14 protein-coding genes are annotated in these 17,371 nt (G+C 31.1%); 13 read left to right on the top strand and 1 reads right to left on the bottom strand.

Annotation, left to right across the window (positions count from 1 at the left end):
- Window positions 1-5: 5 nt before the first annotated feature.
- From N3C_RS07460 to N3C_RS07400, 13 genes are all read left to right on the top strand, one after another.
- Complete coding sequence (locus N3C_RS07460; protein WP_074365417.1) at window positions 6-1,322, top strand: nucleotide sugar dehydrogenase; 1,317 nt, start codon at window positions 6-8, stop codon at window positions 1,320-1,322.
- 108 nt (window positions 1,323-1,430) lie between these two features.
- Complete coding sequence (locus tag N3C_RS07455) at window positions 1,431-2,534, top strand: Gfo/Idh/MocA family protein (RefSeq protein ID WP_074365416.1); 1,104 nt, start codon at window positions 1,431-1,433, stop codon at window positions 2,532-2,534.
- Window positions 2,535-2,545: 11 nt separating this feature from the next.
- Complete coding sequence (locus tag N3C_RS07450) at window positions 2,546-3,679, top strand: glycosyltransferase family 4 protein (RefSeq protein WP_074365415.1); 1,134 nt, start codon at window positions 2,546-2,548, stop codon at window positions 3,677-3,679.
- Window positions 3,680-3,710: 31 nt separating this feature from the next.
- On the top strand, window positions 3,711-5,273 hold the full coding sequence (gene murJ / locus N3C_RS07445) for a murein biosynthesis integral membrane protein MurJ (RefSeq protein ID WP_306345589.1): 1,563 nt from the start codon (window positions 3,711-3,713) through the stop codon (window positions 5,271-5,273).
- Window positions 5,274-5,289: 16 nt separating this feature from the next.
- Window positions 5,290-6,642, top strand: a complete 1,353-nt coding sequence (locus N3C_RS07440) for an ABC transporter substrate-binding protein (RefSeq protein ID WP_074365413.1) — start codon at window positions 5,290-5,292, stop codon at window positions 6,640-6,642.
- 19 nt (window positions 6,643-6,661) lie between these two features.
- Entirely contained in the window at window positions 6,662-8,071 is a 1,410-nt protein-coding gene (locus tag N3C_RS07435) for an O-antigen ligase family protein (protein ID WP_074365412.1), read from the top strand.
- Window positions 8,052-8,621, top strand: a complete 570-nt coding sequence (locus N3C_RS15430; protein ID WP_074365411.1) for an acyltransferase — start codon at window positions 8,052-8,054, stop codon at window positions 8,619-8,621. The genes N3C_RS07435 and N3C_RS15430 overlap by 20 nt, the downstream gene beginning before the upstream one ends.
- A 13-nt stretch (window positions 8,622-8,634) precedes the next feature.
- Window positions 8,635-9,684, top strand: a complete 1,050-nt coding sequence (locus N3C_RS07425) for a glycosyltransferase family 4 protein (protein WP_074365410.1) — start codon at window positions 8,635-8,637, stop codon at window positions 9,682-9,684.
- Between the two features lie 27 nt (window positions 9,685-9,711).
- Complete coding sequence (locus N3C_RS07420; protein WP_083604465.1) at window positions 9,712-10,710, top strand: GNAT family N-acetyltransferase; 999 nt, start codon at window positions 9,712-9,714, stop codon at window positions 10,708-10,710.
- A 6-nt stretch (window positions 10,711-10,716) separates the two neighbouring features.
- On the top strand, window positions 10,717-12,090 hold the full coding sequence (locus tag N3C_RS07415; protein ID WP_074365409.1) for a DUF7033 domain-containing protein: 1,374 nt from the start codon (window positions 10,717-10,719) through the stop codon (window positions 12,088-12,090).
- A 27-nt stretch (window positions 12,091-12,117) separates the two neighbouring features.
- On the top strand, window positions 12,118-13,176 hold the full coding sequence (gene wecB / locus N3C_RS07410) for a non-hydrolyzing UDP-N-acetylglucosamine 2-epimerase (protein ID WP_074365408.1): 1,059 nt from the start codon (window positions 12,118-12,120) through the stop codon (window positions 13,174-13,176).
- Between the two features lie 9 nt (window positions 13,177-13,185).
- Window positions 13,186-14,406, top strand: a complete 1,221-nt coding sequence (locus N3C_RS07405; RefSeq protein WP_074365407.1) for a glycosyltransferase family 4 protein — start codon at window positions 13,186-13,188, stop codon at window positions 14,404-14,406.
- 54 nt (window positions 14,407-14,460) lie between these two features.
- Window positions 14,461-15,495, top strand: coding sequence for a hypothetical protein (locus tag N3C_RS07400; protein ID WP_074365406.1), 1,035 nt, complete (start codon window positions 14,461-14,463; stop codon window positions 15,493-15,495).
- Between the two features lie 68 nt (window positions 15,496-15,563).
- Here N3C_RS07400 and N3C_RS07395 read toward each other — a convergent pair whose 3' ends face one another.
- Complete coding sequence (locus N3C_RS07395; RefSeq protein WP_074365405.1) at window positions 15,564-17,051, bottom strand: MBOAT family O-acyltransferase; 1,488 nt, start codon at window positions 17,049-17,051, stop codon at window positions 15,564-15,566.
- Window positions 17,052-17,371 lie beyond the last annotated feature (320 nt).

Raw genomic sequence — 17,371 nt, 5'->3', positions numbered from 1 at the left:
AAAATATGTCAGAGTTGAAAGAAGAACTTTTGGAGAAAATTAAAAGCAGAAAGGCAAAGTTAGGTGTGGTTGGTCTTGGGTATGTAGGGCTACCTTTGGCGGTGGAAAAGGCTAAAGCTGGATTCCAGGTTATTGGATTTGATGTTCAAGATACAAAGGTTGATATGGTAAACAAAGGTGAAAACTATATAGGAGACATAGTTGACGATGATCTAAAGGGCCTTGTTCAAGGTGGAATGCTTAGAGCAACTAGTGATTTTGGCTTTGTTAAAGAGGTAGATGCTCTTTGCATATGTGTACCTACGCCTTTAGATCTTTATAAGCAACCTGATTTATCTTATGTAATTAGCTCCACAGAAAGTGTTGCTAAATATGCACATAAAGGTATGCTAGTTGTATTAGAAAGTACAACTTACCCTGGCACAACAGAAGAAGTAGTTAAACCAATATTAGAGTCAACTGGACTAACTGTAGGAGAAGATATATTCTTAGCATTTTCTCCAGAAAGAGTAGATCCAGGTAACAAGCAATTTAAGACAAAAAATACTCCTAAGGTAGTTGGTGGATGCACTAAAGCATGTACAGAAGTAGCTGCAGCTCTTTATAGAAATATTCTTGAAGGAGATGTTATGGAAGTTTCATCACCAGCAGTAGCTGAAATGGAGAAAATTCTAGAAAATACCTTCAGAAATATTAACATAGCTTTAGCAAATGAAATGGCAATATTATGTAATAGAATGGGCATAGATGTATGGGAAGTTATAGAAGCAGCAAAAACAAAACCTTATGGCTTCATGGCTTTTTACCCAGGTCCTGGTCTAGGTGGACACTGCATACCTTTAGATCCTATGTATTTATCCTGGAAGGCTAAAGAATATGATTACCATACAAGATTAATTGAAACTTCAGCGGAAATAAATGATTTCATGCCAGAATTTGTTGTTGACAATGCAATGAAGCTTTTAAATAAGCAGAAGAAGGCAATGAATGGAGCAAAAGTTCTACTTTTAGGTGTTGCTTACAAGAATGATATAGATGACTACAGAGAGTCTCCAACTTTAAAGGTTATGGAACATTTACTTGAAAATGGAGCTAATGTTGTTGTAGATGATCCTTATATAGCTACATTTAAACATCACGGTGAAGTATACAATACTGTGAAGTGGCAAGATGAAATAGATAGTGCAGATATAGTTATAATTACTACTAATCATAGCTGCTATCCATATGAAGAAATTGTTGAAAGAGCAAGTTTGATATATGATACAAGAAATGCAACTAAAAATGTAAAAGAAGGAAGAGAAAAAATTTATAAGTTATAAAATTAATATTATTAAGCAAGCCCTTTTAAGGGCTTGTGTTGTACTTTGAGTTTAATTAAGATGTTTAGAGGTAAGAAATAAGAATAATATTACAAGTAGGGTGAAAGTATGGAAAAATTAAAATTTGCTTTAATAGGTTGCGGACGAATTTCTTACAAACATGTGGAAGGAATTGTAGCAAATAAAGATGAAGCTGTTTTGACTGCTGTCTGCGATATAATCACAGAGAATGCAGAAAAAAGAAAAATAGAGTATGAAGAAAAGGTTCAAGATACTAACATAAAAGTGACTGTATATAAAGATTACAAGGAAATGTTAGATAAAGAGGACATTGATGTTGTAGTTATTGGAACAGAAAGCGGCTACCATGCAGAAATAGCTATATACTGCATGAATAAAGGAAAGCATGTTATAGTTGAGAAACCTATGGCTTTATCTATAGAAGATGCAGATGAAATGATAAAAGTTTCAAAGGCTAATGGAGTAAAGCTCTGTGTTAGTCACCAAAATAGATTCAACAAACCTATTCAACTTATGAGAAGAGCTTTAGAGGAAGGTAGATTCGGAAAGCTTATAAACGGAACAGCAAGAATTCTATGGAATAGAAATATGGATTATTATCTTCAAGCACCTTGGAGAGGAACCTGGCAGTTAGACGGTGGTACTTTAATGAATCAATGTATACATAATATTGATTTATTACAATGGATGCTAGGTGGAGAAATCGACACAGTATATTCAATGTCTGATACCTTTATTAGAGATATAGAAGCAGAAGACTTTGGAGCTATTTTAATTAAATTTAAAAATGGCGCAATTGGTATTGTAGAAGGTAGTGCTTGTGTATATCCTAAAAATTTAGAAGAAACCTTAAGTGTATTTGGGGAAAATGGTACTGTTTGCATAGGAGGTATAGCTGTAAATAAAATCGAAAATTGGAGATTTAGCGATAATAAAGACAGCGAAGAAGAGATGCTTTCTAATCAGGAAAAGGACCCAGATACTGTTTATGGTTTTGGACATAAGCTATTATTCAAAGATATGATTGAAGCAATAAAGAATAACAGAGAGCCTCTTATTAACGGTGAGGAAGGTAAAAAAAGTGTGGAAATTATTTTAGCGGCATATAAATCTAGATTGACTGGCTTGCCTGTTAAATTCCCATTAGAAAAGTTCTCAACTATGGATATGAAAAAAGCTTTGGAAAAATAGGTGATATAATTATGAAAATTTGTATACTAACCACGGGACACAATGCCTTAGATGATAGAATTTTCTATAAACAGGCTTTATCTTTAAAAGAAATAAGTGATGATATAACAATTATTGCTCCAGATCTTAAAGAGTCCTATGAAGTTGATGGAATTAAAATAATCGGTGTAACAAAACCTGAATCCTTGTTAGACAGATTCAGGATAATGGATGAGCTTATAGATAAAGCTATAGAACAGAAGGCTGATATTTATCATTTTCACGATTATGAACTTATATTGAAAACTTTAAAAATCAAAAAGAAACTTCCAAAAGCAAAGATTATATATGATGTTCACGAACACTATCCTGACATGGTTAGGATGAGCAAAAAGTTGCCTAAGGCCATAAAGCCCTTTGTTGCTCTTGCCGTAGATCTGGTTGAAAAAATGAAGACTAAAAAGTTTGATTACATAATTACAGCAGATGATGCAGTAAAAGAAAGATTAGAAAAGCTTAATAAAAATATAGAAGTAATATATAATTTTTCTGATTTTAAGGTAAAAAAAGAAGATAAAGTGGAAAAGAATTATGATGTGATCTATCAGGGAGGTATAACCATTGAGAGAGGTGTTTTTGAGTTAGTTAAGGCTGTTGAAATTGTGAAGAACAGCTATAAAAAAGATGTATCAATGGTTTTTGTTGGCCCTATAAGTGATAAAGAGGTTGAAGAAAAAGTATTGCCTTACATAGAAGCTCATAACCTACAAGAAAATGTGAAGTTCCTTGGAAAAGTGCCTCATGTTGAGGTTGAGGGATATATAAGAAAATCAAAAATAGGAGCTGTAACCCTATTGCCATACCCTAAGTACTTTAAAAACATTCCTATTAAGCAATTTGAATATATGAGTTGTGGCGTTCCTGTTATCGGCAGTGATCTTCCACCTATCAAGAAATTTGTAAGTAAGTATAATGCTGGCTTAATAGTTAACCCCCAAGATGTAGAGGATATAGCAAAGGCAATTATGAAATTGCTAGATAATGATGAATTAAGAAATGAAATGGGTAGCAATGGTATGTTGGCTGTTGAAAAAGAATATAATTGGTCCCAAATGCATGGAAGATTGATAAATATATACAAGTCAATAGCTAATAAAACTAATTAATGATTTGAGATAGTTGAAATAAAAAGTTCTAATTAACTTTTTAATATTATGGGGGATAGGTATGTCGAAAGTAAAGAATGTCACTAAATATAGTATGCTAATAACTATTATTCTTGTATTAAGTAAAATGACTGGTTTTATAAGAGAGGCTATTGTTGCAGCAGTTTTGGGAGCTAGTAGACAATCAGATATATTTAAATTATCTTCATCAATGCCTAATGTTTTATTTAGCTTTATAGCTGCAGGGCTGACCACCTCCTTTATACCGGTTTTTTCCGATATAAAAAACGATAAAGAAAAATCTAAAGCTTTTTTTAATAAGATAATAAATATAATTGCACTAATATGCTTAGTGGTAGCAGTTATAGGTATTATTTTTGCAAAGCCATTGGTTATAGCCTTTGCCAGCGGCTTCGATAGAAGTCAAATAGATATTGTTGTATATTATACAAGAATTTTAATGCCGTCTATTGTCTTTCTTGGAGTAAGTGGCTTATATACCGGCTATCTTCAAGCTAAAGGGATTTTTTTGCAGCCTGCTCTGACAGGAATTGCTGCTAATTTCGTGGTTATTATAGGCCTTTTAGTTTTTAAAGGTTATGGCCTTATGCCAGCGATAATATCTGTATTTATAAGCGCAATAGCACAGCTTTTAATACAGGCTCCCTTTGCTAAAGAGCATAAATATGAATTTATCATAGATTTTAAAGATCAGTATGTAAAACGAATGCTTCTTTTATCTATACCAACTATTATTAGCTGTATAATAGCACAATTAAACTCAATGGTTTCAACGAATTTTGCTTCAAATTTTGGGCCGGGAAGTATATCAGTAATAGATTATGCTAGCAAAACTAGTAGCTTAATAAACCAAGTGTTTATAGTATCAATTACCACAGTGCTATATCCTACTTTAACAGAAAAGTTCTCTAGTGGAAGTAAAGAGGAGTTTGAAGATACCTTTGTAAAATCTATAGATTATGTTTCAATTGTAGCAATGCCATTAACCTTTGGAGTATCTGTTTTAAGCAAACCAATAGTGCAAGTACTCTTGGAACGTGGAGACTTTGATGCTAATGCAACGGCATTAACTGCAAGTGTCTTAAGTATATTAGCTTTTTTAGCACTAGCTAACTCATACTTTGATATACTAGGGAAGGTGTTTTTTGCTTCAAAGAATACTTTAACCCCAATGATTAATGGTATATTATCTGTAATTATTACAGTAGTCTTGATGTTTATATTGGCGCCTAAGTATAAAATTGAAGGAATTGCTATAGCATTAACTTTAGCAATGGCTATAATTGTAGTAATAATGTATATTGAGTTAAAGTCTAAGTTTAAAGGATTAGATACGAAAAAAATTCTATTTAATTTATCTAAAATATTATTATCTGCTGTTATTATGTCTATAGTTACAAAATATTCCTATGATATATTAACCTCTATAAATAGTTCAGAGAGTAAGATTTACTTGCTTGTAAAAATGTCTATATCTACATTGCTGAGCGCCGCTGTCTATGCAGTTTCTTTAATTGTTCTAAAGGTGGATACAGCAAAAGACGTTTTAAAGATTTTTAAAAGATCAAAGTAGAAAAAGGTGATTTTTAGTGAAGAAGACGCTGATTGCAATAGTTTCAATTGTTTTAGTCCTGGCTTTAAATGTAGGCTCCTATGTTTGGGGGACTAAACTTAGAAGTAACAAGGAAGACTTAAACCAATTGATAGAAAAGGATACAGAAGAAGCGGTAGTAGTAAATGTTTGGATGAAAAGTGGTAATATATCTAATGCAATTAGAATACAGTTAGAGCAATTTAACGCCAAGCACAAAGATATCAAGATAGTTTATAGAGCATATGATGATGATTACTACAATATGCTCAGAACATCCTTGGTAACAGAAAATGGACCGGATATATTTGAAAATAGTTATGATTGGGATTTATTAAAGCAAGGAAGAATCACAGATTTAGATGAATTGTCCCTAAATTTAAGGGATGTAAGAGATGATGTATATTATATTTATGATGAGAAAAAGATTGGTGTGAATCTTACTGCAGATGCTGGTATGCTTATTTGGAATAAGGATATTTTTAAAGAAGCTGGTATAGATGAAAATACAAGTATAAAAACTTGGGATGAACTTTTAGCAGTTGCTGAAAAAATAAAATCTTCAAAAGATGATGTTATTCCCTTTGGTTTAACAATGAATTCCTTTAATATGGAGGACTTACAAGTAGCTGTAGGTCTACCTTCTGCTGCAATGGGAAATACATATCCATCTCTTTGGGACTATAGAAAAGGACAATATGAATATAGTAATGCCAAGGATATTATTAACTTCTATAAGAATTTATATGAAAAAGAATTAATATATGAGGATTTTGATAAAAAGACTGCAGATGAGAAGATGTTGGACTTTTATAGTGGTAAAACAGCTATGGTATTAGTTGGTACCGGAAATTTGTCTCAACTACTATATGGATTGCCTCCAACCTTTGAATATGGTGTAACAGATGTACCTGTGTTGGAGAGTAATAGTGATGTAGATAGATACTTTATTAATCCATCTACCACATTCTTTGTCAATAGCAAATCTATTAAAAATCATAAGAAAAAAGAGGCTATAGAAAAGGTATATAATTATATGTTAGAAAAAGAAAATAACCTTCAACTTTTAAAATCAGATAGGATATTAACTATAGCTAGCAAGAACATGGATTATACTTCTTCTACAATAGGTAAATGCATAGATATAGACAATTATGAAGTTCCAATTTATGATCCAACTCTATTCATTGGACATAATTATGTAAAAGATTATGACCTAATTAATAGTGTAATAAAAGGTGAACTAGACATTGATAAGGCTATTAAAGATATAAATGACTCCTACAACAATGAGATAAAGATAATTAAAGATGTAGGAGGCTTGGACCTAACAAAATATAAAGAAAATTAATTAGGGGTGCAAAAAAAGTATGATTATACTAAAAAAAATGGCAGAACATAAAAAATGGATTATAACAATGTTTGTAGTAGGATTGATATCCGGGCTGTTAAATTATAGCACACTAGGGGCTAAGGATACCCTTATGTTCTCTATTGCCACCTTTTTATTATTAGTATGTCTTTACTTATTGTATAAAAAGGAAAGAAAATATTCTATTATTATTTTTATTATCGGGATGCCTTTCTTAGTAATGGCTAGAAAAGTAGTTATGTTTGATTTTCTACTTTTTAGAATTACCTATGAATCATTATATATTACTATATTATTTGCTACGGGAATTAAAAGATACATATCTGAATTTATCAATTTACGTAATGATAAAATAGATATAGTTTTGAAAATCAGCTTATGTTTGTTAATAATATTTGCTTATAATAGTAGCTTTTTTTCTGATAACATTATGAAGAGCTTGGCGGAAGTATACTCTTCTGTTTTGGTTCCACTATTCTTTTTTTTGTCAATTATAGGTGAATTCACTAAAAAAGATATTAAGCTAATATATATTAGTCTTATGATTTCTTTAGATTTTAGTTGTTTTTATGGTTTTCTGCAGGTTTTATCTGTTAGATCTATTAGTAATAGAGATATGCTAACCTTCGGATATCATAACGTTAATATATTTGCCATGTTATTAATGCTAGAGTTTCCTTTGCTTTTAGAAATGATTTTATATCATGCTAAACAAAAGAGAGAGAAGATTTTTTATTTAATTTCCTTACTAGTTCAACTTATGGCTTTATATGTAACCCATACTCGTGGGGCTTGGATCTCAGCTATAATTGTAATTTTCATTTTGCTTATGAGCAAAAGGTATAAAAAAGTATTTTATGCTTTTGCTGCAGTTGGATTGTTATTTTCTAAGAAGATAATTTCATTTGTTTTAAGTAGAGGCACAGGAAAGGCTTTCTTAAAAAGTGAATCTACAATAGCACGAGTTCAGTCCTTTTATACATCATTAAAGTCAATAACTTACTATCCTTTAGGTGTAGGAGGAGATAATTTTCCGGAGATTTACAGGGTTTTAGCACCAAGAGGTTATGAAATTATGCCAGAGAGCTTCAGGACACAAATAGTAACTGCAGCATATACCCTAGAAGCGGCACATAATTTATGGCTTCAGGTGATGGTTGAGTATGGTATTATTACTATGATAGCTTTCTTTATAGTTGTAATAATCATGGCTATTATAAGTTTTAAGCAAAAATCTAACCGTGGCTTGTTCGCAGCAGTTATATGCTATATGATATTTTCCATGTTAACTGGGGTAGAATTTAATCATAAAGGTGTACTTACTCATACCTTAGTTATTTGGATTATATTTGCTATGATAATTATCAACAGGAAAAGAGAGGATAGTAATGTTAAAAAGGATAATTAAAAGAGTATACTACTTCTTTCATAGTTGCTACATGTCTATATTAAAAATGAAAGCTAAGATCTTTGGAGAATCAGTTATAATAAAATATATAGAAAATTGTAGTGAAAGAAAGTTACCAAATGCTCTAAAAAAAATAGGTGTAAAAGTAGATGAATCCTCAAATATTAAAGCAGGCTTGGTTTTAGAAAATTCCGCAGGGAATTTTAGCAAATTGAGTATAGGTAGCAATTGCTATATTGGTAGAAATGTTTTTTTTGATTTAGTAGAGCAAATTAATATAGAAGATGAAGCCGTTATTTCTCAAGGAGTTACTATTTTAACTCATCAAGACGTAGGAGAAAGATTTTTATCTAATTATTATAAAAGAAAAACTGGAGCAGTAACTTTAGGTTATGGGTGCTGGATTGGAGCAAATGCTACAATTTTATGTGGAGTAAAAATAGGCAAAGGAGCTGTAGTTGCTGCTGGCGCTGTAGTTACAAAGGATGTTAAAGATTTTCAAGTAGTAGGTGGAGTACCTGCGGAGGTAATTAAGGAACTACAGCAATAAGGAGGTCAAACATATGAGAATTTGCTATATTGCAAATGCAGTAAGCGAACATACTCAAAAGTGGTGTGAGTATTTTTCAAATTTAGGTTATGAAGTTCATGTAATTTCTAGTCACTATCATGATATAAAAAATTGTAAGGTGCATTATATACCATATGGTTTAAAAAACTTTCCTTTTATGAAATCTAAAGTACATAAAAAAATAAGTGAAATTAATCCAGATATATTGCATTGCCATCAAGTAAATGACTGTGCTTTATATGGTGTAACCTATAAGAAAATGAAGGTTATAGTGTCTGCCTTAGGGTCAGATATATTAATAAGTCCTGAGAAGTCAAAAATCCTAAAGCAAATGGTTAAATATATTTTAAAAAGGGCAGATTTTATAACCTCTGACTCAATCTATATGACTAAAAAAATAATAGAATTAGGTGGCAATGAAGAAAATACCTACACTTTTCCTATGGGTATTGAAGATGAGGTCCTTAATTATAGGCATACTTATAGTAATGATAATAAAAAAATTAAAATAATAAGTACGAGGAGACTGGAAAAGCTCTACAATATAAATATAATTATAGAGGGAGTAGCCTTAGCTATAAAAAATGGCTTGGATATTTCCTTGGAAATAGCTGCTGGAGGATCGGAGCTAGAAAATCTCAAGCTATTAGTTAAGGAACTTAATGTATCTGATAGAATATCTTTTTATGGTCCATATAAGCCCCATTTAATTGGTAGCCTATTGGAGAATAAAGACCTGTTTGTATCTATTCCAAGTTCTGATGCTACATCTGTAAGCTTGCTAGAAGCAATGGGCTGTGGAATTTTTCCAATAGTTTCAGACTTGCCAGCTAATGGAGAATGGGTAACTGATAGAGAAACAGGTTACATCTTAAAGGACATTACTCCAGAGGAAGTTTGTAAGGCTATTGAATGGTCTGTAAAAAATTGGGATAAAGTTGTAGAAGCATCAGAGAAAAATATATCACTTATAAAGGAAAAGGCTCTTTGGAGAAACAATGTAAAGATTGTAGAAGATATATATAAGAAAGTTCTAAAATAAAAGTATAAAAGGAATAGAGTGGTACTTATGAAGGATGTAAATGTAAGGTTTCTAAATGAAAGTGAATACGAGATATGGGATGAGTTTGTTGATGCATCTCCTCAAGGAAATATATTTAATAAAAGCTACTGGTTAAAGCATGTATGCAGTAACTTTGATATTCTTGTGGCTGAAAGTAAAAATAAAATAGTGGCAGGGATAGTACTTCCTTATATGAAGGGAAAGATATACAGAAATCCTAAGCTTACACCTCAATTAGGTGTGCTGCTAGAACCGAGAGATCCAAAGCAAAAATATTCAACCTATTTATCTAGAGAAATAGAACTATCAGAGGAACTCATAAAAAGCTTTCCTAAGTTTAATCAATTTGATTACAACTTTAGTTATAATTACACAAATTTTATGCCTTTTATATGGAATGACTTCAACGTAAATGTAAGATATACATATGTTATAGAAGATCTCTCAGATATAGATAAGGTATACAGCGACTTTCAGTATGATATAAAATATCAAATTAAGAAGGCAGTTAAGAGTAATATTACTGTTACTGACAGATATGGAATTGATGAGTTTTATGAAATAAATAAGAAAACCTTTGATAGACAGAAGATGCAGATGCCTTATACCTTAGAACTTTTAAAAAATATTGATGAGGAATTAGCAAAAAGGCAAAAGAGAAAGATATTTTTTGCAGAAAACAATGAGGGGAAAATCATTGCAGGAGTTTATATAATATACGATGAAAAATGTGCCTATTATCTTATGGGCGGTGCGGATCCAGAATACAGAAATATGGGAGCACAAGCTCTAACCCTTTGGGAGGCAATAAAATTTTCATCTACTGTATCAAAGCAGTTTGATTTTGAGGGATCTATGGTTAGAGGCATAGAAAGTGCTTTTAGACAATATGGAGGAACACAGAAAATAATATACAATGTAAATAAATCTAATCTATACACTAAAATTGCTATTGATTTTGCGAGAAAAAATAAGAACTGGATAAGAAAAGTATTTAAGGTGTGATAATACATGATAAATATAGTAATAAACAAAGAAAGAGTAAATATAAGGGAATCAGTATATTCTTTTTATTATCTTACTAAGGATATAGATGAAGAAATAAGCTATAGTGTCACAGAAAAAGAAGGATACACAAATATATTTTATGGTTTTGATGATAACAATTCTTACGGAATTCATATACCTTGCTTTTTTAACAAAAACTATCACGTAGCTTTTAGCAGCTTTGAAGATACTTATTTTATGCATGATAAAGGAGAAGCTGAAAAGCCTTATACTATTAATGAAAAGGGTGTAATATTTGGTTTTGATATTGCATATAGCACCTTTTACCTACTTACCTGCAAGGAAGAATATGAGATAAGTAAAAGAGATGATAAGGAAAGATTTTTAGCGAATTTTAGTTATAGGAAGGACTATATTGATGTACCTTTTGTGCAAGTCAATCAGCAGATTTTATATAAAGCTTTAGAAGGTATAAATTATAAGTTAAAGTTATTAAAAAGGGAATTTGAAGTTTTTTTAACTCATGATGTTGATAGTATAAATAGCCGAGATAAATATGTTTTTTTGCATAATGCTAAAGATTTATTAACTAACAGAAATAAAAAGTTTTCTCAAAGGTTAAACACTTTAATAAAGGAAATAGTAAAAAATCAACACTTGCAAATTATGAACTACTATGATATTGAAAAAAGTTTTGGTGCAAGGTCAGAATTTTATTTTATACAAGGGAAAGAACATAGGCTAGGAAAAAGGTATGAACTAGATAAAATTAAACCTATGTTAGATAAGATAACAGCAGAAGGCTGGATATGTGGAATACATACCAATTTTTTCTCATATAAGGATACTAACAGTATCAAAGAAGAAATTAATAGTATAGAAAGAGTTACTGAAAGGAAAGTTATTAGCTGCAGAAACCACTATTTAAGGTTTGAAACACCTACTACATGGCATTGTTTAAGTGATGCCGGTATAAGATGTGATAGCACTACAGGCTATTCTGATAGAAATGGATTAAGAGCTGGAACTATTAGGGGCTTTGTACCCTTTGATATCAATAGCGGTGAGTTAATTAATCTTTATGAAGTGCCACTGATAGTTATGGATGGTATAGTTATGGAGACTAATGCCTCCTTAGAAGAAAAGTGGCAGCAAGTAAAGAAGATGTTGGAATTATGTTATGAGTATAAAGGTTCTGCCTCTGTGCTTTGGCATCAGAGAATGACTTGTTATGCTGATTATAAAGAAATATATATTAGAATTCTACAATTTGTAAAAGACAAGGGCGGTAAATTTACCACTTCTGATCAATATATAAATTCACTACAAAAGGAGTACTCTGAAATATTGGCTATCATAGAAAAACTTCAGAAGTAAAGATGGATAATGAAGGGAGAACTAGCAATGAAGATTATTACTGTTATTGGAGCAAGACCGCAATTTATTAAAGCTGCAGCGGTTTCTAAGGTTTTAAGAGAAAAACATGAAGAAATTTTAATACATACAGGTCAGCACTATGATGAAAATATGTCCAAAATATTTTTTGATGAGTTAGGAATTCCAAAGCCAGATTATAACTTAGGTGTAGGCTCTGGAGGGCATGGAAAGCAAACAGGGGAAATGCTAATAGCCTTAGAAGAAGTGTACTTAAAGGAAAAGCCAGATTTGGTACTAGTTTATGGTGATACTAATTCTACCTTAGCAGGAGCCCTATGTGCCAGCAAGTTGCTTATTCCTGTGGCCCATGTAGAGGCAGGCCTTAGAAGTTTTAATATGGCAATGCCAGAGGAGCAAAATAGAATATTAACAGATCATATTTCTAACTTTTTGTTTGCACCAACAGCTACTGCAGTAAGAAATCTTCAAAATGAATCTTTAAAAAATATATATAATGTTGGCGATGTAATGTATGATGCTACATTAAACTTTCAAGAGCTTTCTAAGAAGAAATCTAATATTGTAGAGAGATTAGGATATAAAGATAAGCCTTACATATTAGCAACAATCCATAGAGCGGAAAATACAAATCATATAGAAAGACTTAAAAATATTATCGAGGCTTTAAATGAAAGTACCTATGAAATAATAATTCCGCTTCATCCAAGAACCACAAAATATATTAGTGAATATAATCTTCATTTCAATTCAAATGTTAAAGTAATAGAGCCGGTAGGCTATCTAGATATGATAAATTTAGAAATGCATGCAGAAAAAATTGTAACAGATAGCGGTGGAGTTCAAAAGGAAGCCTTCTTTATGGCTAAGCCTTGTATTACTATGAGAGATGAAACGGAATGGGTAGAAACCGTAGAAAATGGTTGGAATATCATAGTTGGTACAGATAAAGATAAGATACTAGAGGCCATCTCTAATTTTACTCCGCAAAATGAGAGAGAAGATATATTTGGCAATGGAAAGGCAGCAAATGAAATTCTTAAAATTTTAGATAATAAACTTTGTTAGAGGTGAAAAATGAAGATACTTTTTTTAACTCAATATTGTCCGCCAGAGGTAGGCGCTCCACAAAATAGAATATTTGAATTTGCTAAACAGCTAAAAAAATTTGGTCATGAAGTTAGTATACTAACTGCTATGCCTAACTATCCTAAAGGTGAAATATTCGAAGAATATAAGGGCAAAAAGGTATGTGTTGAGGAGTTAGAAGGTATAAGAATTGTAAGAACTAGTATTTACGCAACTAAGGAAAAGAGTTTTACAAAAAGACTTAGAAACTATCTATCCTTTACCTTTTCATCCCTTTTGTCCGGATCTAAATATATTGATAAACAGGATGTAATAATCACAGAGTCTCCACCACTTTTTCTAGGCTGGTCAGGTTATCGTTTAGCTAAGAAAAAGAAGGCGAAATTTGTTTTTAACGTTTCAGACCTATGGCCGGAATCTGCTGTTAAGTTAGGGGTTTTAAATAATAAAATGTTTATCAAGGCTTCAACCTGGTTAGAAGAATTTTGCTACAGGAAAGCAGCAGCAGTTACAGGGCAAACTAAAGGTATTGTAGATAATATAGTAAGCAGAGGTTTTGGTAAAGATAAGGTTCATCTTATAACCAATGGAGTAGACACTGAGTTCTTTAAACCAGAAAATCGTAGTGATGAGGTAAGAAAGTCTTTGAATATTTCCGATAAATTTGCAGTATGCTATGCAGGTATACACGGAATAGCTCAAGGCTTAGAAGTGGTTATTAATGCAGCGGAGCTATTAAAAGATTATGAAGATATAAAATTCCTATTCTTTGGTGATGGACCAGAAAAAGAAAAGTTAATAAATTTAGTTAAAGAAAAAAATTTAACTAACGTTGATTTTCATCCAGTGCAAATGAAAAAGAATATGCCAAAGATAATTGCTTCTATGGACGCTACAGTAATACCTTTAAAAAAGCTTGATCTGTTTAAAGGTGCCTTGCCTTCAAAAATGTTTGAAGCTTTAGCATCAGAATTGCCTATTGTAATGGCTGTAGATGGAGAGGCTAAGGAACTAATTGAAAAAGCACAAGCAGGTATATGTGTAGAACCGGAAAATGAAAGAGAAATAGCGGAAGCAGTACTAAAGCTATATAAGGATAAAGAATTGAGAAAAGAATTAGGAAGTAATGGTAGACGTTATGTTATAGATAATTTCTCCAGAGAAGCTATTACAAGAAAGTTGGAAGCAATATTGCAAAAAATTGTGTAAAGCTACTAATGGACAGCTAGGTAAAAGATAAATTTACTTTTAAGGAGAATTACTATGCTTAAGAAAGCTACATATAAGTCAATAATTTTACTTGCAATCCTAGTATTAATTTTGGCAGTATTAAATCCAATATTTGTACTAAAGGTAAACCATAGAGCTAAATTATATCAGGGACTATATGATGATTCAAAGACACAATATGATGTAGCTTTATTTGGATCCAGTCATATGAATGGCTTAATTAATCCTAATATTTTATGGAAAGAACATGGTATAACAAGCTTTAATTACGCCACTGGGGGGCAGCCCATAGATGTAACCTATTATCTTTTAAAAGAATTTTTAAAGAATCATTATAGTCCAATAGTTGTGTTAGATGTATACTACTTAGGTTTAACTACAGAATATGGGGATGAAGCTTATATAAGATATGTATTGGACAACATGAAGTTTTCTAAGAATAAAATAGAAGCAATATTAAATTCCACTCCTAGGGGAGAATGGGCAAACTATTTCTTTCCAATAATAAAATACCATAGTAGATGGAAGGAATTAAATGAAAGCGACTTTCAGTATGATTACCAAAGCGGTTATTTTATGAAAGGTTTTGGTGCTGGAGAAGAAAGATATGGTCAAAATAGCAATTCTGATATATCCACCAAAGAAAGTGCTGAGCTTCCAAAAAAGTCAGAAGAATATTTATACAAATTTATTCAATTATCTAAAGAAAAAGGGTTTAAACTAATCCTGGTTAATGCACCTTATGATTACACCAGTACTGCGGGTTTTGATAACTGGCATCAAGAACCTGCAAAAATGTATAATAAGATAGCAGAAATAGCGGAGGAAAATAAGATACCTTTTATAAATTATAATAATTTATTTGATGAAATAGGTTTTGATTTTAAAAATGATATGAACAATATAGGACATGTTAACATTTGGGGTGCCAAAAAGGTTACAGAACATCTTGGAAAATATTTAAAAGATAATTATGAACTAGAAGACCATAGAAATGATAAAAAATATGAGCAATGGAATAAAGACTATGAACAATATGAGGCTATATACAAAGATAAATTAAAGTAAAATAAATGGGATAGTTACCTTTACAGTAGCTACCCCATTTTTTATTATATCTATAATAAATATTGATATTAAAATTGCATGTATATAAATTGCTGCTGACTGTATGCCGGACCGTATACTCCAAATATTAAAAGTCCTACCACAAAAACTATATATATCATCCATCTGAAGATTAAATTTTGATTGAACAAAAGTAGTTTAACATCTTTTCTTCTTTGCAATAAATCTACAATAAAGACTATTTCTATAGAAACTAAAGCTATGGTAAAATCTTTCCCGTCTAAACCTAATTTATATAAAGAACCATCAGTAAATATCCATGGATTGAAATAAAAGCTGTTTTTAATTAAAAGTAAGGCGTCAGAAAGAGAGTTGGCTCTGAAAAATAGCCAAGCAAAGTCAACCAAAATAAAGGTTATTAAAACTTTAACTAACCTATAACTAAATACCTCTGTTCTAATATGTAGTTTATTAATAATTGCATTTTTAGGTTTTTCAATTATCTTACCAACAACTTGATATAAACCGTGTAAGGCGCCCCAGATTATGAAAGTAAAAGCAGATCCGTGCCAAAGTCCGCTTACTATAAACACTATCATTAAATTAATATATGTTCTAATTTTTCCTTTTCTACTACCACCCAGTGGAAAATATAAGTAATCTCTAAACCAAGTGCTAAGGCTAATATGCCAATTTCGCCAAAATTCTTTTATAGACTTTGAAAAATAAGGTTGATGAAAGTTATTTATTAATCTAAAGCCTAAAATCTCTGCACTGCCTCTAGCCATATCCGTGTATGAACTAAAGTCACAGTAAATTTGAATGCCATATAAGACTGTAGCTAATATAATTTCAAGACCTTTATGGTTGTTAGGGTTGTTATAAACTTCATTTACTAAAATGGCTATTCTATCTGCTATCATTAGCTTTTTGAATAAGCCCCAAAATATTATGTATAGCCCACTTTTAATACGATCATAGTGGAAAGAATGTTTCTCATCCAACTGATCAATAAAGTCCTTTGATTTTTCTATAGGACCGGATAACAATGTAGGAAAAAAAGAAACAAAAAGGGCGTATTTACCTAAATGCTTTTCTACTTTAACATCTTCCCTATATACATCTATAATATAACTTATGGCCTGAAGAGTATAAAAAGATATACCAACAGGTAATAAATAGTCAAAGCTATGTATATTTATAGAGATATTAAGTAATGATAGGGCTCTTCTTAAAGTATTACTAAAAAAATTGTAATATTTGAATAAAAATAGTGAACCTAAATTTAAAATTAAGCCAGCAGATAATACAATTTTTTGCGTTATCTTGACTTTATTTTTGCTTTCTATCTTTTTTGCTGAATCAATTAAAATACCACAAAAATATGTGGTAAAGGTAGTAAAGGCTAATAATATAGCGTATTTAGGATTCCATAGCATGTAGAAGAAATAGCTAACTGTTAGCAACCAGAGCCATTGTATTTTTTGTGGCAAAAGAAAATAAACTATTGTGACTGTAGGGAAAAATATTAAATATTTTATTGAGTCAAATAACATTAAAGATTGCCTCCTTATATGTTTTTATCCTTAGTTCAGTAGATATTATTTCCAATCATATAACTAGGCATGCACTTACTTATATGTAAAATATTATAATGGGTTATATATAGTATGTTTTAAATTAAATACTCTAAATAGACCATTCTAAATTAACTTTAAGTGATTATACACCAATGATTTCAATACTTCAATGAATATAAAAGTAAGCTTCGGTGGATATTGTATATACAGACATTTTTATTATTTTTTTATAAATCTATAAATATGGCAGAACTTGATAGCTTCTTTCTCAGGTTCTTTTTTGTTATAAGGCAAAA

It is taken from the genome of Clostridium sp. N3C, assembly GCF_900095445.1.
Lineage (GTDB): Bacteria > Bacillota > Clostridia > Clostridiales > Clostridiaceae > Clostridium_AU.
Note: the sequence above shows the minus strand (reverse complement) of the source record. Positions and strands in the feature narration are given on the sequence as shown.

Excerpts from the sequence above, each read along its gene's own strand:
- N3C_RS07460 (WP_074365417.1), top strand. The coding sequence starts at position 6 with ATGTCAGAGTTGAAAGAAGAACTTTTGGAGAAAATTAAAAGCAGAAAG.
- N3C_RS07455 (WP_074365416.1), top strand. The coding sequence starts at position 1,431 with ATGGAAAAATTAAAATTTGCTTTAATAGGTTGCGGACGAATTTCTTAC.
- N3C_RS07450 (WP_074365415.1), top strand. The coding sequence starts at position 2,546 with ATGAAAATTTGTATACTAACCACGGGACACAATGCCTTAGATGATAGA.
- N3C_RS07435 (WP_074365412.1), top strand. The coding sequence starts at position 6,662 with ATGATTATACTAAAAAAAATGGCAGAACATAAAAAATGGATTATAACA.
- N3C_RS15430 (WP_074365411.1), top strand. The coding sequence starts at position 8,052 with ATGTTAAAAAGGATAATTAAAAGAGTATACTACTTCTTTCATAGTTGC.
- N3C_RS07425 (WP_074365410.1), top strand. The coding sequence starts at position 8,635 with ATGAGAATTTGCTATATTGCAAATGCAGTAAGCGAACATACTCAAAAG.
- N3C_RS07420 (WP_083604465.1), top strand. The coding sequence starts at position 9,712 with ATGAAGGATGTAAATGTAAGGTTTCTAAATGAAAGTGAATACGAGATA.
- N3C_RS07415 (WP_074365409.1), top strand. The coding sequence starts at position 10,717 with ATGATAAATATAGTAATAAACAAAGAAAGAGTAAATATAAGGGAATCA.
- wecB (WP_074365408.1), top strand. The coding sequence starts at position 12,118 with ATGAAGATTATTACTGTTATTGGAGCAAGACCGCAATTTATTAAAGCT.
- N3C_RS07405 (WP_074365407.1), top strand. The coding sequence starts at position 13,186 with ATGAAGATACTTTTTTTAACTCAATATTGTCCGCCAGAGGTAGGCGCT.
- N3C_RS07400 (WP_074365406.1), top strand. The coding sequence starts at position 14,461 with ATGCTTAAGAAAGCTACATATAAGTCAATAATTTTACTTGCAATCCTA.
- N3C_RS07395 (WP_074365405.1), bottom strand. The coding sequence starts at position 17,051 with ATGTTATTTGACTCAATAAAATATTTAATATTTTTCCCTACAGTCACA.